Source organism: Fontibacillus phaseoli (assembly GCF_003337355.1).
GTDB lineage: Bacteria > Bacillota > Bacilli > Paenibacillales > Paenibacillaceae > Fontibacillus > Fontibacillus phaseoli.
In genome coordinates, this window is record NZ_QPJW01000014.1 from 42,214 (window position 1) to 60,279 (window position 18,066).

The 18,066-nt window shown below is 53.0% G+C and carries 15 protein-coding genes; 10 read left to right on the top strand and 5 right to left on the bottom strand.

Translation table 11 applies throughout. The annotated features are described in order from the left end of the window. The first annotated feature begins 190 nt into the window (after window positions 1-190). Window positions 191-1,282, top strand: a complete 1,092-nt coding sequence (locus DFP94_RS21920) for an LCP family protein (RefSeq protein ID WP_114498615.1) — start codon at window positions 191-193, stop codon at window positions 1,280-1,282. A 43-nt stretch (window positions 1,283-1,325) separates the two neighbouring features. On the opposite strand, the gene DFP94_RS26340 is transcribed toward DFP94_RS21920, so the two are convergent. Then, a complete protein-coding gene (locus DFP94_RS26340; protein ID WP_281269522.1) occupies window positions 1,326-1,451 on the bottom strand; it encodes a hypothetical protein in 126 nt (41 codons plus the stop codon). 56 nt (window positions 1,452-1,507) lie between these two features. On the opposite strand from DFP94_RS26340, the gene DFP94_RS21925 reads away from it, so the two are divergent. The 9 genes from DFP94_RS21925 to DFP94_RS21965 all read left to right on the top strand — a co-directional run bounded on the left by DFP94_RS21925 (window position 1,508) and on the right by DFP94_RS21965 (window position 11,529). After that, the gene (locus DFP94_RS21925) at window positions 1,508-1,936 is read left to right on the top strand and encodes a CBS domain-containing protein (RefSeq protein WP_114498616.1); all 429 of its coding nucleotides are present in this window, start codon (window positions 1,508-1,510) and stop codon (window positions 1,934-1,936) included. A gap of 138 nt (window positions 1,937-2,074) precedes the next feature. After that, the gene (locus DFP94_RS21930; RefSeq protein WP_181873260.1) at window positions 2,075-2,377 is read left to right on the top strand and encodes a MazG-like family protein; all 303 of its coding nucleotides are present in this window, start codon (window positions 2,075-2,077) and stop codon (window positions 2,375-2,377) included. Between the two features lie 6 nt (window positions 2,378-2,383). Further along, window positions 2,384-3,304, top strand: coding sequence for a DUF2232 domain-containing protein (locus DFP94_RS21935; protein WP_114498618.1), 921 nt, complete (start codon window positions 2,384-2,386; stop codon window positions 3,302-3,304). Window positions 3,305-3,315: 11 nt separating this feature from the next. Then, complete coding sequence (locus DFP94_RS21940) at window positions 3,316-5,295, top strand: DHH family phosphoesterase (protein ID WP_114498619.1); 1,980 nt, start codon at window positions 3,316-3,318, stop codon at window positions 5,293-5,295. After that, a complete protein-coding gene (gene rplI, locus DFP94_RS21945; RefSeq protein ID WP_114498620.1) occupies window positions 5,292-5,735 on the top strand; it encodes a 50S ribosomal protein L9 in 444 nt (147 codons plus the stop codon). The genes DFP94_RS21940 and rplI overlap by 4 nt, the downstream gene beginning before the upstream one ends. A 1-nt stretch (window position 5,736) precedes the next feature. After that, entirely contained in the window at window positions 5,737-7,098 is a 1,362-nt protein-coding gene (gene dnaB, locus DFP94_RS21950; protein ID WP_114498621.1) for a replicative DNA helicase, read from the top strand. A gap of 311 nt (window positions 7,099-7,409) precedes the next feature. Further along, entirely contained in the window at window positions 7,410-8,696 is a 1,287-nt protein-coding gene (locus DFP94_RS21955; RefSeq protein ID WP_114498622.1) for an adenylosuccinate synthase, read from the top strand. Between the two features lie 224 nt (window positions 8,697-8,920). Further along, window positions 8,921-9,718 (top strand): hypothetical protein, encoded by a 798-nt coding sequence (locus DFP94_RS21960; protein ID WP_114498623.1) that lies wholly within the window; start codon window positions 8,921-8,923, stop codon window positions 9,716-9,718. Between the two features lie 239 nt (window positions 9,719-9,957). Then, window positions 9,958-11,529 (top strand): M23 family metallopeptidase, encoded by a 1,572-nt coding sequence (locus DFP94_RS21965; RefSeq protein WP_114498624.1) that lies wholly within the window; start codon window positions 9,958-9,960, stop codon window positions 11,527-11,529. A gap of 66 nt (window positions 11,530-11,595) precedes the next feature. On the opposite strand, the gene DFP94_RS21970 is transcribed toward DFP94_RS21965, so the two are convergent. From DFP94_RS21970 to DFP94_RS21985, 4 genes are all read right to left on the bottom strand, one after another. Then, window positions 11,596-12,651, bottom strand: coding sequence for an efflux RND transporter periplasmic adaptor subunit (locus tag DFP94_RS21970; protein ID WP_114498625.1), 1,056 nt, complete (start codon window positions 12,649-12,651; stop codon window positions 11,596-11,598). Continuing rightward, window positions 12,644-15,757, bottom strand: coding sequence for an efflux RND transporter permease subunit (locus DFP94_RS21975; protein WP_114498626.1), 3,114 nt, complete (start codon window positions 15,755-15,757; stop codon window positions 12,644-12,646). The genes DFP94_RS21970 and DFP94_RS21975 overlap by 8 nt, the downstream gene beginning before the upstream one ends. 99 nt (window positions 15,758-15,856) lie before the next feature. Beyond that, complete coding sequence (locus DFP94_RS21980; protein WP_114498627.1) at window positions 15,857-17,236, bottom strand: sensor histidine kinase; 1,380 nt, start codon at window positions 17,234-17,236, stop codon at window positions 15,857-15,859. Beyond that, window positions 17,233-17,913 carry a response regulator transcription factor gene (locus tag DFP94_RS21985; RefSeq protein ID WP_114498628.1) on the bottom strand — a complete coding sequence of 227 codons (681 nt, stop codon included), beginning with the start codon at window positions 17,911-17,913 and terminating at the stop codon, window positions 17,233-17,235. Before DFP94_RS21985 ends, DFP94_RS21980 begins: the two co-directional genes overlap by 4 nt. Window positions 17,914-18,066 lie beyond the last annotated feature (153 nt).

Genomic DNA, 18,066 nt, shown 5'->3' on the forward strand with positions numbered 1-18,066 from the left:
ATCCGCGGTATTATCTTGTGCACATTTTAGTCATAAATGGGGGATTTTTCGGTGCGTGCCATTAAACGGAGGCGGTAACTTTGTTGTACCGAAATTCGTCTATATGGTATAGTACGAAACGGTAGGGTATTTATTCAATGAGTAGAGTCGTACATTTTTAATAAGAAATAATCAACACAGATGGAGGCATATGATGAAACAAAGAGATAAAAGGGTAAAGAAGAAAGGGAGCCGGGGAAAAAAGCTCGCGATCGTGCTGACGATCCTGGTGATCCTCGGGGCGGGAGGCTACGCGTTCCGCAAACCGTTAGCTGTGATGGCGTTTGACTTATTCCTTTCCGGCCAGGTGGAGAAGAAGCTGGAGAAATCTTATTCACCGCTGGAGGGAGAGCAGCCGAAGCCGGTAGTCAAGGAGCAGAAGATGGAGCCGTTCAGCGCTCTTTTGCTCGGGGTCGACCAGCGGGCGAATGAACCGGCCCGTTCGGATACGATGATTTATGCGATCATTCGTCCGGAGGAATCCAAAGTGCTGCTCGTCTCGATCCCGCGGGATACGTACACGGAAATCGTCGGCAAGGATAAGGAAGACAAGATTAACCATGCTTATGCGTTCGGCGGCGAGAAAATGGCTAAGGATACCGTCGAAAACTTACTCGGCAGTCCGGTCGATTACTATGCGGCCATCAACTTCGAGGGGTTGCGGAAAGTAGTTGACGCGCTTGGCGGTATTGAACTGCCGATCACGAAAGATATCGTAAACAAGCAGAAGGACCATGAGAAGTTCACGATCAAGGCGGGTAAACCGCTATATGATGGTCAAGAAGCATTGAACTTCGTCCGGTACCGCGAGGATAGCGATTTTAACCGGACCAAACGGCACCAGGTATTTTTGAACGCCATTGTGGACCGGATGCTGAAGCTGGATCAAGTATCGAAGATTCCGGATCTGATGGATATGCTGGGCGAGAATTTCAAAACCGACATGATGCCGAGTTATATTATCGATCTCTCGAAGAAAGTGTTGCTGGGAGACGCCCCATCCATTAAAGGGTTTACCATTATGGGGGAAGGCTTCCGCAAGAATGGCGTATACTATGATGCGGCCGATGAAGAAGATCTTGAATTTGCCAAACAATTGATCGCCAGTTGGAACGATCCAGATACGGACCCGGACCAGTTGTTGATGCCGGATGCGCGTGAGAAAGCCGCTGAAGAAGCGGAGATAGAGGGTAGCAAGGAATCTGCGGAAAGAAAACCTGCGGAAACGGTCCAGGCCAAATAATTATCAGCTATTATTCCATAATTCACTGACAACGACCTAGCAATCATACATTCCGCAAATCCTTCGGCAGTCCGGTATACCGGCTGCCGATTTCGCGCCATTTGACGGAACAGGAGACATCCTGAAACGTACAAACAAGTGTAGAGGAACGGATAACAAAACGAAACATGGATTTTTCTGATCTCCGACAGGAAGGTTAATAGGGTAGAGGAGGAACTTATTCTCATGAATATCGCGTTTTTTTTACTGCCGAAAAATGATGTCGTTACGGTAACGCTGGATTCGACTTTGCGGCAGACGCTTGAACGGATGGAATTCCACAGGTACTCGGCGGTGCCGATTCTCGGCCGGGACGGAGTATACGTCGGGACGGTCACAGAGGGCGACCTGCTGTGGTATATGAAGAATTCGGAAGGCAAGATTACTTTTGAGACCGCTTCAAAATTCCACTTGCGGGATGTTCCCCTCAAGATGGAAATCAAGCCGGTATCCATCGATGCCGATATGGAAGACCTGATCAATTTGGCGAAAATGCAAAACTTCGTGCCGGTGGTGGATGATATGGGGCGTTTTATCGGTATCGTTCGCCGCAGCCAGATTATTGAGTATTGCGAAAAATTCGTGACCCGTGACGCCTCGTTACCGAAACCTTAAGAGGACTCCGTATAAACAATAAATCCGGACGGAACCCCCGCTGTAAAAACTTGCTGCTCCCGTTTGCGTCCCTTGGTGAGCTTGCTTTATGCTATAATGTAGAATAAAGCTTTTCGGGGAGGGTGGAAGCTGTCGGCCATGCAAAGGGAAATGGATGTAGCCAAACGAGCTAAAGTGATCGAGTGGCTAAAAACCGAAGTTGTCGATCACGTATCCCGTTTATTCAAAGCATTGTGGGAAGGCAGCACGACACGGATAACGGACAGTCTTGCCAGCCTGATCGTCAGCAGTTACATACTGGGACGCAGACTGGGTGTTTCCTATCGGGAGTTGGATGAAGCCATCTTGGAGAAGTTGAAAAAGCACAAACAAGAAGGGCACCAACTAGAGGATTGGTATCAGGATATATCTACATTGGAAGAACATATGCGTAAGAGGTGAACCCATTTGAAGTTGCGCTGGACATCGGTGGCTTGGAGCGTCGTTTATCTGCTGCTCCTGTTGTCACTCGCTACTCCGCTTACCGTCGTCACGGCTTTTTTTCTGATTGTGCCTGGCGTCCTGTTGTACACTACTTTATCGGCCAAAGCGTTTCTGCTTCATACTGTGCCGGTCTGGATTATCTGTTCACTGATCTTTGGGCCAGCGATACTGCTTCAAGCAGCCTATTTCTTGATCCCCGGGATCGTGATGGGACATCTCTATAAGAAGAGGGCGTCCGCGATCCGGACTATTCTGACGGGAGCCGGTACGATTATGGCTCTATTTTTGCTGATTTTGCTTATCAGCACGGCGTTTTTTGATTTCAATCTGGCTGTGGCCATTGAAGATATGCTCAATACGGCGATGGCTCCGCTCCAAAACGTGGCGGGTAGCCCTCTTGCCAGCGGGGTGGTCTGGTCACCGGAGATAAGTCAGCAAGTATCAAGCCTGACGGTGCGCCTTATTCCGTTCACGATGATCGTCTGCTCGCTGGTCATTACGGCCATAGCGCATGCGATTGCCCGTCCTACCCTGGGCAGCATGGGGCATATCGTACCCAAGCTTCCGCCGGTCCGGGACTGGCGGCTGCCAAGATCGCTGATCTGGTATTACCTGATCGCCCTGCTGGTTCAAATGTTTGGCGGGGAAGCGGTCCACCAAGGGTTTATGGGGACGATCCTGCTGAATTTGACGCCGCTCCTACAATTCCTATTCATGATTCAATCGGCAAGTCTGTTCTTCTTTGCAGCTTATCACCGAAAATGGAATCCGGCGATTCCGGTTCTCCTTGTGGTGGCGATGGTATTTATTCCGCCGCTTCGTATCGTCGGAATATTGGACATTGCGTTTCCGCTGCGTGAGATGCTTACAAGACCAAGACGATAGGGTGGGAAAGCATGCCTAGTTTACTGCAAAAGCGTTGGCACGGCTATCAGACGGTTTGGATGTTCATGCTTCAATTGCTGCTTGTTATATTCGTATCTTACTATAATTGGATTCTCGGCTTGATCGGGTTGTGCCTGGTTTGCGTGCTGGCCTTCCTGATGCTGCAGGCGGAGCGGCGTTTCCGCAGGGATCTGATCAAGTATGTTACGGATTTGACGTACCGGATTAAGCGGGTGGAGGGGGAAGCCGTAGGGCGTCTGCCCTTCGGGATCCTGCTATACAGTGACGACCGGGTAGTGGAATGGCATAACGGTTTTGTGGGCGGCATGTTCGGCCGAGATACGGTCGTAGGCTCTTCATTAGCCGAACTTCTGCCTCCGTTGCCGCAGCCGGTCAAGGACAAAAAGGATAGTAGTGCACGATCCATGGTCGAAGTTGTGGCGAATGAGCGGTACTACGAGCTTACGATCGATCATGACGAGCGGTTGATCTACATTCACGATATGACCGAACTGGCGATGCTGCGCGACCGTTACGAAAATGAACGGCCAGCGCTCGGCATCGTGATGCTGGACAATCTGGACGAGGCTGCGCAGGGCATGGATGACCAGCAGCGGACCGCGCTGATCGCCCGGGTGGCGTCGGCGATCACGGAATGGGCCAAGCAGCACCGCATCTATTTGCGGCGCTTGTCGTCCGAGCGGTATCTGATGATGCTGAATCAGAGATCGCTGACCGAACTGGAGCAAAGCCGGTTCGTGATCCTGGACGAGGTCCGCGAGATGACCGCGGACCTGAAGGTGCCGATGACGCTCAGCATCGGCATGGCGTTCGGTACCGAGCGCTTCAGCGAGCTGGGCGAACTCGCCCAGTCGAGTCTGGACATGGCGCTCGGGCGCGGGGGCGACCAGGCCGCGGTGAAGGCCGGTCAGCGGCTGTCGTTCTACGGCGGCAAGACGGGCGCCGTAGAGAAGCGGACGCGCGTCCGCGCTCGCGTGATCGCGCATGCGTTGCGCGATTTGATGCAGGAGAGCGACCGCGTTATCATCATGGGCCATCGCATGCCCGACCTTGATGTCATCGGCGCCTCCATCGGGGTGATGAAGGCGGCCGATATGTACTCGGTCGAGGCGCACATCGTGCTCGACGGCTCGAATCCGGGAATCGAGCGTCTGATGGAGCGCGTCGATAAAGAAGAGGCGCTGGCGCGCCGCTTCATCTCGCCGGAGCAGGCGCTCGGCATGATGACTCCGCACACGCTGCTGGTCGTCGTCGACACCCATAAGGCGTCGATTACGATGGAGCCGCGTCTGGTGGACGCCGCACGGCGGGTCGTGGTGGTAGATCACCACCGCCGCGGCGAGGAGTTTATCAACGACGCGGTGCTGGTTTATCTGGAGCCGTACGCCTCCTCGGCGTGCGAGCTCGTAACCGAGCTTCTGCAGTATATTCACGAGAAGGTCGAACTTAGTCCGCTGGAAGCAACAACGCTGTTGGCGGGGATTACGATCGATACGAAGCATTTTGCGTTGCATACCGGGTCGCGGACGTTTGAAGCGGCCGCTTTCCTCCGCCGGATGGGGGCGGATACGGCCATGGTGCAGCGGCTACTGAAGGAAGATCTGCAGGAATACATCGCCAAGGCGGATATCATCAAGCATGCCCGGATGATTCACGGGCATATCGCGCTTGCGGTGACGGAGGAGAATCGTAAAATTCCGCAGCTTTTGATCGCCCAGGTGGCGGATACGCTGCTGAATATGACGAACGTGCTTGCTTCGTTTGTTATCAGCGAACGGCCCGACGGCCTGATCGGCATCAGCGCCCGGTCTTTAGGCAGCATGAACGTGCAGGTGGTTATGGAACGGCTTGGCGGCGGGGGGCACTTGATGAACGCCGCGGTACAACTGGAAGGCACTCAGGCGGAGGCAGAGCAACGACTGCTGGCCGTACTGGATGAAATAGAGAAGGAAGAGGGGTTATTCGAATGAAGGTAATCTTTTTGAAAGACGTGAAGGGTCAAGGGAAAAAAGGGGAAATTAAGGAAGTATCGGAAGGCTACGCACAGAACTTCTTAATGCCGCGCGGACTGGTTCGTCCAGCCACCGACGGTAACGTAAAAACGCTGGAGAATCAAACGGCGGCTGAAGTGAAGCGTAAGGAGAAGGAAAAGGAAGAAGCTCAGGCGCTAGGCAAGAAGCTGGAAGAAATGACGGTTACGTTGAAGGCGAAAGCCGGGGAAGGCGGCCGTCTGTTCGGGGCAATTACGAGCAAGCAGGTGGCTGAAGCGCTGGAGAAAGCCGGCGTGAAGATCGACAAACGCAAAATTGAAATGCACGATCCGATCCGTACGCTGGGCGTAACCCAGGTTCCGGTGAAGCTCCATCCTGAAGTGAAATCGACGTTTAAAGTTCAGGTTACGGAGGAGTAACATGAGCGGCGATCCATATTACGATCGGATCCCCCCGCAAAATCTGGAGGCGGAGCAGGCAGTACTCGGTGCGATATTGCTTCAGTCCGAGGCGCTCATTACGGCGATGGAACGGGTCCATACCGATGATTTCTATGACAAGCCTCATCAGTTAATTTATGAAGCGATGGTCCAACTCGGTGAAGAGGGGCAACCGATCGACCTGGTTACCCTGACTTCACGATTGCAGGACCGCGGCGAGCTGGAGGATACCGGCGGAGTCAGCTATTTGGCGAAATTGGCGCATGCGGTGCCTACGGCGGCCAACGTAGATTATTACGCGCGCATTATTGAAGAGAAATCGATGCTGCGCCGTTTGATCCGGACCGCGACGCAAATCGTCAGCGACGGCTACACCGGCGGCGAGGATGTCTCCGGGATGCTAAGCGATGCGGAGCGGCGCATTCTCGAAATTTCGAACCGTCGCTCCGGCAGCGGATTTATCGCGATTCGCGACGTGGTGATGGAAGTGTTCGAACGCGTCGAGATGCTCCACCAGAATCGCGGGAGTACGACTGGAATTCCCTCCGGCTTCGTGGATCTTGATAAGATGACGGCGGGTTTTCAGCGGAACGATCTTATTATCGTGGCAGCCCGTCCATCCGTAGGTAAAACCGCCTTCGCGCTCAATATTGCGCAGAACGTGGCGGTTCGCGCCAAGGAAACGGTCGCAATCTTTAGTCTGGAAATGTCCGCAGCCCAGTTGGTGCAGCGGATGATCTGCGCCGAGGCGAATCTCGACGCAGGCATCATGCGGACGGGCGACTTCAAGAGCGACGACGACTGGGCCAAGCTGACGATGGGCATTTCGGCTTTGTCGGAGGCGGAAATCTACATCGATGATACGCCGGGCGTGACCGTGGCCGATATTCGGGCGAAATGTCGGCGGCTGAAAAAGGAGAGAGGGCTAGGCATGATCCTCATCGACTACTTGCAGCTGATTCACGGCCGCGGTAAGGCGGGCGAGAACCGGCAGCAGGAAGTGTCCGAAATCTCCCGGACGCTGAAGCAGATCGCGCGGGAACTGGAAGTGCCGGTAATCGCGTTGTCCCAGCTCAGCCGGGGTGTGGAGCAGCGGCAGGACAAGCGTCCGATGATGTCGGACCTTCGGGAATCCGGTTCGATCGAGCAGGATGCCGATATCGTGGCGTTTCTTTATCGGGACGACTATTATAACCAGGAGACGGAGAAGAAGAACATCATCGAGATCATTATCGCCAAACAGCGGAATGGCCCGGTTGGCACCGTCGAGTTGGTCTTCCTCAAAAACTTCAATAAATTTGCGAATTACGAGCGGGCGCATAGCGACGCGTTTGCCGGGTAATACTGACTTTGGCGAATGCTGCACGTAATCCATGCCTGTAATTCCTAGCAATCATTCATTATTTCCGAACAATCATACGGGCAACTGTATGATTGTTCGTTTTTTAATTTGACTTTAAAAATGGAGACTGGTAAACTGATATTGCTGCTTTCCAGCAGTAAATTGACGTGTTGTGTAAGTCTGGTCTGTTTTTTTAAGAAGGCCTGAAGCAAAGTCGGAGGTTAATACATGCTGATCCGGTGCGACATTCGGGTTTTCAGTCATGAAATTGTTCAAATACAGGTGCGAGGGCACCGGGCGGGGGAATGTACATGTCAACGGTAGTCGTTGTAGGAACCCAATGGGGAGACGAAGGTAAAGGTAAAATCACGGATTATCTGGCGGAGAGCGCAGATGTGGTGGCCCGTTATCAAGGTGGCAACAATGCCGGTCACACCATCCTCATCGATGGCAAGAAGTACAAACTCAGCCTGATCCCGTCGGGCGTGTTTTATTCGGATAAGAAATGCGTAATCGGCAACGGCATGGTCGTGAATCCGGCCGCGCTGATTGAAGAGATTAACTATATTCACGAAAATGGCTTCAATACGAAAAACCTGGTCATCAGCGACCGCGCTCATGTCATTATGCCTTACCATATGGTGCTCGACGCGCTGGAAGAAGACCGTAAAGGGCCGAACAAAATCGGAACGACCCGTAAAGGGATCGGCCCGGCTTATATGGATAAAGCGGCACGCAGCGGCATCCGGATTGCGGATTTGATGGATGCGGAGGAGTTCGAGCTGAAGCTTCGCCATTTGATGAACGAGAAAAATCACGTGATCCAGCAAGTGTACGGTTCGGAACCGCTGGATGTGGAAGAGATTCTGAAGCAATATCTGGAATATGCGGAAGTTCTTCGCCCTTACGTAACGGATACTTCGGTTGTGCTTAACGATGCGATCGATGCGAAGGAAAAGGTGCTGTTCGAAGGCGCTCAAGGCGTTATGCTGGACATCGACCAAGGGACGTATCCGTTCGTGACGTCCTCCAACCCTTCGGCCGGCGGCGTCTGCATCGGGTCCGGCGTCGGACCGTCGAAGATCGATCAGGTGATCGGGGTGGCGAAGTCCTACACGACCCGCGTCGGCGACGGACCTTTCCCGACCGAACTGAAGGATGAGATCGGCGATTTCATCCGTGAAACCGGCCATGAATACGGCACGGTAACCGGACGTCCGCGCCGCGTCGGCTGGTTCGACAGCGTTGTGGTGCGCCATGCTCGTCGCGTTAGCGGACTGACCGGCCTTTCGCTGAACTCGCTGGACGTATTGACCGGACTGGAGACGGTTAAAATTTGCACCGGCTACAAGTACAAGGGCGAAGTAATTACGCATTATCCGGCCAGCCTGAAAATGCTCGCCGAGTGCGAAGCGATGTACGAGGAGCTTCCGGGCTGGTCCGAAGATATCAGCGCCGCGAAGACACTGGAGGATCTGCCGGAAACGACCCGCAACTATGTGAAGCGCGTGTCCGAGCTGACGGGTATTCCGATCGCGATTTTCTCCGTTGGCCGCAACCGAAGCCAAACGAATCAAGTGCTGCCGATTTACGAGTAAGATTAGAAAATGAAAGCCGTTCAGAGCTGGTAATTTGCTCTGTAACGGCTTTTTTTATGAATTATAGCTGTGGCGGGAACCAGATGTTTCGCAGGTCGACCCAGTCTACTATTTTTACGAACCTATTTCTATTTCAAAAGATTACTTTCCGCTTCTGTCGTCCATACTGGAATTTAGGAGAGCAGGTATGCCGGTCTGACCGGCAGGCAGAAGGAGGATGTAAAATGCGATGGTTAGTGAGACTAGCAAAGCTGGCTATAACGGTAGTTACCGTTTGTATGTTGACGGTTATGACCACGGGTTACGTGGTGAATACGTATATACAATCGCTGCTGGGCAGTTACAATCTGCCGCTGGCGGGTGAAGCCCCTACTTTAGGCGGGATGATGAAGGGCATGTTGGGGATCGGGGGAAGCAAGGAGAAGGACAAGAATAGTAAGGAAGCGGATGGAAAAGACAAGGATACCCGGTTTACGGATACGGGAAAGGAGAGCGATGAAACCGGAAGCCTAGGCGGGCTCGGCGGATCGGATAGCAAAGGGGAAAATACGAGCGGGGAATTGGGAGTTGCCAACGGAATTAATAGCAATGCCGGTAATAATAGTACAGGCGGCACGGGATCGGCTACGGACAGCAGTAAGACCGATAAAAGTGGCGGTACCGGCGGTTCTGGAGGCAGTACGGACGGGGAGGCTCCTCCGGAAGACGCTCTATCGGTTATGGGAGGCATTTCCGGGGGCTCGGGATCAGCGGGCGGCAGTCAGGATGCGCTCGGGCAGGATGAGCAGATTATAGTGACTCCGGATGAAATGGTGGCCAAGAAAGACGGACTTTCAAACAAGGAAAAGGAGGAAGTGTTCGCTATGCTGATGGCGAAGCTGCCGCAAGAGGAGATGCAGAAGATGACGGAGGCGATGGAAGGGGGGCTTACGGAAGCGGAGATGATCGAAATCGAACAAATTATTTCCAAATATTTGGACAAAGCGGAGTATACCAAAATGATGCAGATCCTGAATGGCTGAAAAATAACCCCTAACAACTTCATAATAAAGCGGTGCCATTCACAGGATTGTAAATATATACCTTATACCGATAATGTTGATAAAACGCCCGAATCCCTTGACAGAAAAGGGGTTTGAGCGTTTTTTGCGTTGGTTGAAATCCATTGATGGACTATGTTAAAGTAAACAATAGCGGCAAATGGTTAAAATTTTGAAACTTTTTTTTGGCGTATTGAGTCGAATGGGAGATGGAGATCAGCATGAGAGGTTTCAGGGGGATACGTTGGCAGCTGTGGCGCAAGGGCCAAGACCCGGCGCAGATGAATCACGGCCGCCCGGAAAACAATCTGGAGATGTCCGAACAAGATACAACACCGGCGGAAAGCAATACCGGCCGGCGCTCGAAGCCGCGCATCATCGCGGCAAGCGCGATTGCAGCCTTGCTGGTTGCGGGCGGGATCTATTTGGCGGGACAGCAGTATGTGGAGGCCAACACGGTGTCCTATTATCGGGTTTACGTCGCAGGCAAAGAAATTGGCACGATCGCTGACGAGGAACAATTGCAGGCTCTTTTTGAACAAAAGGAGCAGGAATATAACGAAAAATACCCGCAAGTAGAGATGGCGGTACATACCGAAGGGATCACGACGGTACCGGACAAAGCGTATAAGGCGGAGATTCAAAGCGAGAAAACGTTGGAAACGCTGGATGGTATGCTTACGGGTTACGCTAAGGGCGTGGAGTTGAAGGTTGACGGCAAGACTATCGGGATCGTCAAGGATCGGGCGACGGCGGATGCGGTGCTTGAGAAGATCAAGGGCAAGTACGCTTCGGAGGACAAGGCGGTCATGGCCACGACCCGGCTGGCTTCCAAGGTGAAGAAGACCGGCGGGGCCCGGCAAGCGGCAGCCACCGGCAGCAGCGGAACAGGCGGTGTGATCCTGGAATCGGTCGGTATCGAAGAGGACGTGTCCACGGCTTCCGTCGAAACGGATCCGAATAAGGTGATGGACGTAAATAAAGCGGTTGCCCGCATATTGGCAGGCGACGAAGCCAGGGTGACGTATGCGGTTCGGGAAGGAGATACGATTTCCTCCATAGCTGCCCGTTTCGGCGTTACCCAGAAGGAGCTGTTCGGCAACAATCCGGGAATCAAAGAGCTTACGCTTCAGATCGGAACCGAGCTGAAAATCAACACGGTGAAGCCGTCATTGACGGTGAAAACGGTGGAGAAGTTTTCCGAACAAATCGAGATTGAGCCGCAGGTCATCGTTCGGAAAAGCGAAGATCTAAAGGCTGGGCAGACCAAAGTCATTTCACTGGGCGCCAGCGGCTTGAAGACGATGAATTACCGGCTCACGAAAGAGAACGGCGAGGTCATCGCCGAGGAGTGGCTCGGGCAGGAGGTTATCACGGAATCCAAGCCCAAGATCGTGGTACGCGGCACGAAGGTGGTAGGCGAAGGGAGCGGGGAGTTTGCCTGGCCGGTCTCGGGCGCAACCTTAAGCAGCAGCTACGGCGAGCGGTGGGGCAGAACGCATAAAGGCATCGACCTCGTTTCTTCCGACCGGAGCATTCTCGCCGCGGATGAGGGTGTCGTTACGTTTACGGGCACCAAGTCCGGGTACGGCAACTGCATTATCATCGACCATAAGAACGGTTATGAGACCTTGTACGGGCATTTGAGCAAGATCAGCGTAGAAGAGGGGCAGGTTGTCCAGAAGGGCTCGGAGATCGGGATTATGGGCAATACGGGACGCTCCACCGGGACGCATCTGCACTTCGAGATCCACAAGGACGGCAGTATACAAAATCCGATGAAATACTTGTAATAAACTCATACCTATAAAAACAATAAAAAAGACTTGGCGATGAGCCAAGTCTTTTTAGCATGCTTGTTATTTTGCGGGAACCGTATCGATTTCTTGCTTGTCCTTGAGCTGATGCTGCCCAGAGACGATGATCTGTTCGCCCTGCTTGAGTCCTTGCGTAACCTCCTGATACATTCCGTTCAACCGGCCCAGCTCAACCTGGCGCTTCTCGGCCTTGCCGGCGGCGTTCACATAAACGAAGGTGCCGCTTTCTTCCCGAATAATCGCTGTGGTTGGAATGGTGAGCACTTTTTGCTCGGCTTCTTCGGTGATCCGGAGCTGAACCTTGGCCCCCGGCTTCCAAACCAGCTTCGCATTATCCGTCTGCAATTCTAAAGCATACGTTCTTTGCTGGGTATCCATAATGTCGGCAAAATAAACGATTTTGGCCTTTTGCAGCGTATCAGGCTGGCTGGCGGAGTAGAAGGACAGTTCCATTTTGCCTTTAACCAGCTCCGCGTATTCTTCCGTGATGTTCGCTTTGATCTTCACCGGATTGATCTGCTGGATCACTCCAACGTTTCCAGGAGAGATTGTCATGCCGCTCTTGACGGAGAAATCGGTCAGAATTCCGCTGATCGGGGCTTCCACTTTATAGTTCTCCAGCATCCGATTCGCTTCCTGAATGCCGATTTGAGCGAGCTGGATTTGATCCTTCAATGGCTGTAACGCATCCGGATCGTCCGGATTGTTGAACAGCCCGCTCTTTAAGCTTTGCTGTGCCGTCCGCAGCGAGATTTCGGCTTTCTGTTTTTGAAGAAGAACATCGGTGGTATCCAGTTCAAACAGGAGCTCTCCTTTTTTAACTTGGTCCCCGCGCTGCTTCAACACCCTTTTCACATCTCCGCTAGCTTTCGCGACGACTTCCCGCTGATCCGAGGCGACGATTTCAGCCACGACCTCCTGCGGATCGCCGATCGTCCGCAAATCCGCCGTATCCACTTTCACGGATGGTTTCTGCGTCACATTGGTTTGGACGAGCGGTTTCTGTTCCTCCGCTTTGGTACAGCCGGCCGCCGTTATAGCGACCATGGCCAGCATTGCACTGCCCAGCATAAGTTTATGCCATGTTCTGCTATTCATCGATTACAACTCCTTTCTTGTTGCCCTTGGCCGGTTTGCCTTCCCGGTGGCGGAACAGTCCGCTCATCCGGTTTTTGAACGATTCGATCAATTCATAAACGATAGGTACGACCACGAGGGTCAAAATCGTAGAGGTGACCAAGCCGCCGATGACGACCACGGCCATCCCTTTGGAAATAATCGTGCCTCCGTCGGTGAGTCCAAGCGCGAGCGGCAGCATGGCGATCGCCGTTACGACCGCAGTCATAATGATCGGACGCAGGCGGATCATCCCCGCCTCAATCAGCGCATGGCGGACGGTGTAGCCTTCCTGGCGCAGCTGTTGCGTTCGATCGATCAGCAGAATCGCGTTGGTTACGACGATCCCGATCAGCATCATGAAGCCGATAAGGGAGGTGATACTTAGCGATTCTCCTGTCACGAACAGGCCAATCAGTCCCCCGATGACCGCTAGCGGCAGCGAGAACAAGATTGCGAACGGTGCGCTGGTGTTGCCGAAGGAGACGACCATGATCAGATATACGATAAAGACTGCGGCAGCCATGGCGACAAACAACTGCGAGAAGCTTTTCCCGATTTCTTCGCTGACGCCGCCGATTTCGCGGTTCACGCCGTCTGGAAGCTCGACTTCGTCGAGGGCGAGTCCGACCTGGGCGCTAATGCCGCCCTTGTTTTGGCTGTCGATTTTGGCAGTGATCGTAATGACCTGCTCCTGATCCTCGCGCTGAATGCCGGAAGCCGCGTTGATGATGTTCAGCTCGGCGATCTCTTTTAAATAGACGACCGAACCGCTTGCCGTCTGGAACGGAATATTCCCGAGTTTGGACAAGCTGTTCATATCGGTTTTATCCAATTCCAACGTGGTAGTATACGTCGTATTGTCCAGCTTCAAATCGCCGATCTCTTCCTTCATCAGCCAACTGGCGACCGTTTGCTGAGTGGCGGAGACGCTAAGTCCGTACTGTTGGGCTTTGCTCTGATCGACTTCGATCTGCAGCTCTTTCTTGGCATCGCTCAGTGAATCCTTCACCTCGCGCAGCTCCGGGAACTCCTTGAGCTTCTCTTTGAGGAGGGCCGAAGCTTCGGTCAGTTTGAGTAAGTCCTCACCTTTCACAGCATACTGGAAGTCCGCAGTTCCGGTCGAACCGCCCTCCATGGTACGGACATCCAACTCGGAACCGGGAGGGAGTTCCGCCAGAAGAAGTTCCTTGTATGTATCCCTCACCTGTTTGACGTCGCTGTCTTCGTTAACCTCCGTAAAAATCTGCGCTTTATAAGGCAATGGCTCGGTGGAACCCTCATCAAAACCTACCAGAGATTCGATAAAGGTGAACGTTCGGTTCCCTGCGGGATCCTTGGCATTCTTCAGAATATCCTCCATGTCCTTTACCTTGGCATCCATCGTTTCGAGAGAGGTTTCATACGGCATTTTGATGACGTAATAAAACTCCCGCGGCGCTTCGCCTTCAGGAATCAGCGTTACCGACAGGAAAGGAACCGTGCCGATGACGGATACAATGAAAAGAACGAAGGCCAAAAGCAAGGTTTTGATGCGGTGGCGCAGCGTCAGTTCCAAAGAACGCCGGTAAAAATTCACCAGGCGGCCTTCCCTGCCTTCTTCGTGATGCTTGATTTTATCCCCGCGCACGAGCAGCTTCGCCAGCATCGGTATGACCGTCAAAGCGACGAGCAGCGAGGCGAGCATCGCTGTAGCCAGCGTGATGGCAAACGGGCGGAACAATTGACCGGCCATCCCGCTGACCATGCCGAGCGGAGCGAATACACCGACGGTAGTCAACGTAGAGGACGTAATAGCGGCACTGACCTCCATCGTGGCTTTTTTGATGACGGACTCGCCGCGCTCTTGCGCTTTTTGCAAATGGGTGTAGATATTTTCGATGACGACGATACTGTCGTCCACCACGCGGCCGATCGCGATAAACATCCCGCCAAGCGTCAAAATGTTCAGGGAAATGTTCAGATAGTTCATGACGAGCAGCGTGATCAGAATTGAGAGTGGAATTGAAATCAAAACGATGAGCGTCATCCGTATGTTGCGCAGGAACAGCAAAATCATCAGCGCCGCTAGCAGGGCACCGGTTAAGCCTTCCTTGAGCATGCCGTTAATCGACTTGCTTACTTCATCGGACGTATCGTAGATGGTCTTGAATTGAATGTCGGAATTTTGTGCCTGCCATTCCTTCATTAGTTGTTCGGTTCTATTGGCGAAATCGACCGCGTTGGCATCGGATGCTTTATACAGCTGGATCCCGATCGCCGGCTTGTCGTCCAGGCGGGCTACATAACCCGATTCCGACACCGACTGGATCGTTCCCAGTTGCTTTAGACGTACGTTGATGCCTTGCGGCGTGGTCAGCTCCATGTTCTCCAGAGCGTAGACGCTGTCCGTTTCGCTTTTGATCCGGGCCATTAACTGATTGCCGTCGAGCTCGACGGCTCCCGCCGGGATGGAGCTGATATTCTGGCGCAGATTATTGGATACCAGCGGCGGCGTCAGCCCGTACGCGTTCAGCTTGTCGGCATCCAGCCGGATGCTGAGCGTCGTTTTGCGCGAGCCGATTTCATCCATATGGTCGTAGCCTGGAATCGACTGCAGTCCGGGTTTGATTTCATTCGCGAACCAATGGTCAAGCTCAGTTTGGCTCATGCCGTTTTCCGCGTAAATGGCAAAGTAATACGCCGGAATCGAAGAATAGCCGAAGGTCGCAACTTTCGGTGTGCTCGCCGAACTAGGCAACTCCACTTCCTGCAACAAGCTTTCGATATCCAGTTTTTTCTTCTCCGGATCCGATTTCTCGGTCAAATTCACGATAATGGTTGAAAAGTTGTCGCTGGATGTGGACTGGAGCGAGGTAACGCCCTCCACATTGGCGATTTTTTTCTCCAGGGGCTTCGTCACCTGTTCCATGACATCGGCGGGAGATCCGGGATACTGTGTCGATATGAACACGAGGGGAATGGAAATGTCGGGCATGATTTCGGTCTTTAGATTACCTGCCGCATACATGCCCCCTCCAAACAGCATTGCGATCATAATGATGAGGGCCCCCACATTTTTCATGGAGAAGCTGGTGAGTTTGTTCATGGCAATCCTCCTATCTAAAAGAAGATTATCGGATGATTGTGAACTGAATGTGAATTGGATTTATTTTCATGAAATAATGCATGGTTTTGCAGTCTGCTTTCATATTTCTTTGGATGAATTTAAACTGTAATAGGGAAGGGTGACCACGATCGTGGTTCCTTGGCCCGGCTGGCTGTGAACATGGATGCGGCCGCGGTGCAGGTCGATCATTTTTTTGACGATGGCGAGCCCCAGACCGTTGCCGTTTTGACTTCGGTTGCGGGAGGGATCGGCTTTATAAAATCTTTCGAAAATATGCGGCTGATCCTCCGCGGGAATGCCGATGCCGCTGTCCTTGAAGGTCACGACAACTTTATGAACCTCCTGGCGGAGAAGAATGGAGATATTCCCGCCCTCGGGGGTGAACTTCAGACTGTTGCCGAGCAGGTTGATCCATACCTGATTCAGCCCGTCGCTGTCACCCTTGATGACTACGGCCGGCAGATGGAGGTCGATGTCGATGGATTTGGCCGACCATTGCGGCTCAAAGCCGATGACGATTTGCCGGATCTGCTCATCCAGCCGGAAAGCTTCGGGCTGAAAAGGATGATGCTCGGACTCCAGCGACGCGAGCTTGAGCAGGTTGTCGCCCATACGGGACATCCGTTCGCTCTCCGCGATGATGATGTCCAGAGACCGCTCCCGATCCTTGGGTTCCAGGGTTTCGTCTTTGAGTGCCTTGGCAAATCCGCGGATAGAGGTTAGCGGTGACTGGATTTCATGCGACACGTTGGAAACGAAGTCTTGCCGCATTTGCTCCATCTGCTGCAGTTGCTGGCGCATTTCGTCAAAGTTTTTGACCAGTACGCCGAGCTCGTCCTTACGCCGGACCTTGAGGTCGGTGCTGAAATCCCCCCGGGCCATCCGCTTGGTCGCTTCCGTCATTTTACGCAGCGGCAGGATCAGAAAAGTGGCTTCTACGGTAAAGAACAGGCTTCCGCCGATCAGCACGATCCCGATCATCGTCAGGAGCATGTTGTTGACCGGGTAGCCGATCTGGTCGGACGAACCCGGCTGAATGAACATGGCATACACTTCCCCTTGATGCTCAAAGTGAAATCCGACATACATGAAATTGTCCTCGATTTCTCCGCGTACGGTTTCTCCCCGCAGCACGCGCTCGACCAGGGCCTTGCTGACAAAAGACTCCGCCCCCGCCTGGTAGCCGTAAGTTTCGCGGTTGAATTTTTCATTGTAAATTTCGAAGCTGATGGAGTGCACCAGTTCTTTGATATCATCCATAACGAGCGAGCGTTTATCGAATCCCGTCCGTTCAAAAATCCGGACGAGGCTTTCCCCCAGGCGAATCAAATACGTTTCGGTCTGCTTGTTTACCGATTTCTCGTAAACATAGCCGGTAATTATGGCCGACGTAAGCAGGCTGACGATGATCGCGGATAAGAACATCAGGACGATGCGGATATACAGCGACTTGATCATTTGAAAACCTCGATCCGGTACCCCAGCCCGTAAATCGTTTCGATCCGGAACGACGGGGGGTCGTCATAGGCGAACCGCTCCCTTAACCGCTTGATATGGACATCGACGGTCCGATCGTCCCCACTGTAATCCGAACCCCAGATTTGCAGGATCAATTGCTCGCGCGTAAAAATCTGCCCGGGGTAACTGCCCAGCTTGAACAGCAGCTCAAATTCCTTGGGAGGCAGGGTCAGTTCCTGCGAGTCCCGGATAACCTTATAAGTTTGGCGGTTCAGCCAAAGTTGTCCCAATTGAATGCTCTGCGAGGCCGAAATCCGGTACCGCTTGAGCAACGCTTTAATGCGGATGACCAATTCGATCGGATCGAACGGTTTGACCAGGTAATCATCGGTGCCGAGGTTAAAGGCCTTGACCTTTTGCCCGGTCTCCCCCTTGGCCGTCACCATCAGCAGGGGCGTATCCGGATACAGCTTCCGCAGCTCCTCACAGAGTTCCCAGCCGTCCATCACCGGCATCATAATATCGAGAACCACGAGATCGGCCGGTGTTTGCGCCATCAGTTCCAGTGCTTCCCGGCCATCGGCGGCCTGCCTGGAATCCAAGCCCTCCCTGGTTAAATACAGACAAATCAGTTTCCGAATGTCCGCATCGTCATCCACTACCAAAATGCTTGTCATTTGCCAAAGTTTCCCCTCTCCATGTAGGCACCAAAATCTTCAAATTTATTCTATCCCTAGATTAACAGTAGGAGGGAGAGGGTTTCAATACATTTCGGCGGGTGCCGCTTCCTGGAAGCCGATGGATGATGCGGCTCCCGATATGGTAGAATA

What these genes read in the sequence shown, in the direction of transcription:
- DFP94_RS21920 (WP_114498615.1), top strand. Translation starts at nt 191, where the DNA reads ATGATGAAACAAAGAGATAAAAGGGTAAAGAAGAAAGGGAGCCGGGGA.
- DFP94_RS26340 (WP_281269522.1), bottom strand. Translation starts at nt 1,451, where the DNA reads ATGTTTCGTTTTGTTATCCGTTCCTCTACACTTGTTTGTACGTTTCAG.
- DFP94_RS21925 (WP_114498616.1), top strand. Translation starts at nt 1,508, where the DNA reads ATGAATATCGCGTTTTTTTTACTGCCGAAAAATGATGTCGTTACGGTA.
- DFP94_RS21930 (WP_181873260.1), top strand. Translation starts at nt 2,075, where the DNA reads ATGCAAAGGGAAATGGATGTAGCCAAACGAGCTAAAGTGATCGAGTGG.
- DFP94_RS21940 (WP_114498619.1), top strand. Translation starts at nt 3,316, where the DNA reads ATGCCTAGTTTACTGCAAAAGCGTTGGCACGGCTATCAGACGGTTTGG.
- rplI (WP_114498620.1), top strand. Translation starts at nt 5,292, where the DNA reads ATGAAGGTAATCTTTTTGAAAGACGTGAAGGGTCAAGGGAAAAAAGGG.
- dnaB (WP_114498621.1), top strand. Translation starts at nt 5,737, where the DNA reads ATGAGCGGCGATCCATATTACGATCGGATCCCCCCGCAAAATCTGGAG.
- DFP94_RS21955 (WP_114498622.1), top strand. Translation starts at nt 7,410, where the DNA reads ATGTCAACGGTAGTCGTTGTAGGAACCCAATGGGGAGACGAAGGTAAA.
- DFP94_RS21960 (WP_114498623.1), top strand. Translation starts at nt 8,921, where the DNA reads ATGCGATGGTTAGTGAGACTAGCAAAGCTGGCTATAACGGTAGTTACC.
- DFP94_RS21965 (WP_114498624.1), top strand. Translation starts at nt 9,958, where the DNA reads ATGAGAGGTTTCAGGGGGATACGTTGGCAGCTGTGGCGCAAGGGCCAA.
- DFP94_RS21970 (WP_114498625.1), bottom strand. Translation starts at nt 12,651, where the DNA reads ATGAATAGCAGAACATGGCATAAACTTATGCTGGGCAGTGCAATGCTG.
- DFP94_RS21975 (WP_114498626.1), bottom strand. Translation starts at nt 15,757, where the DNA reads ATGAACAAACTCACCAGCTTCTCCATGAAAAATGTGGGGGCCCTCATC.
- DFP94_RS21980 (WP_114498627.1), bottom strand. Translation starts at nt 17,236, where the DNA reads ATGATCAAGTCGCTGTATATCCGCATCGTCCTGATGTTCTTATCCGCG.
- DFP94_RS21985 (WP_114498628.1), bottom strand. Translation starts at nt 17,913, where the DNA reads ATGACAAGCATTTTGGTAGTGGATGACGATGCGGACATTCGGAAACTG.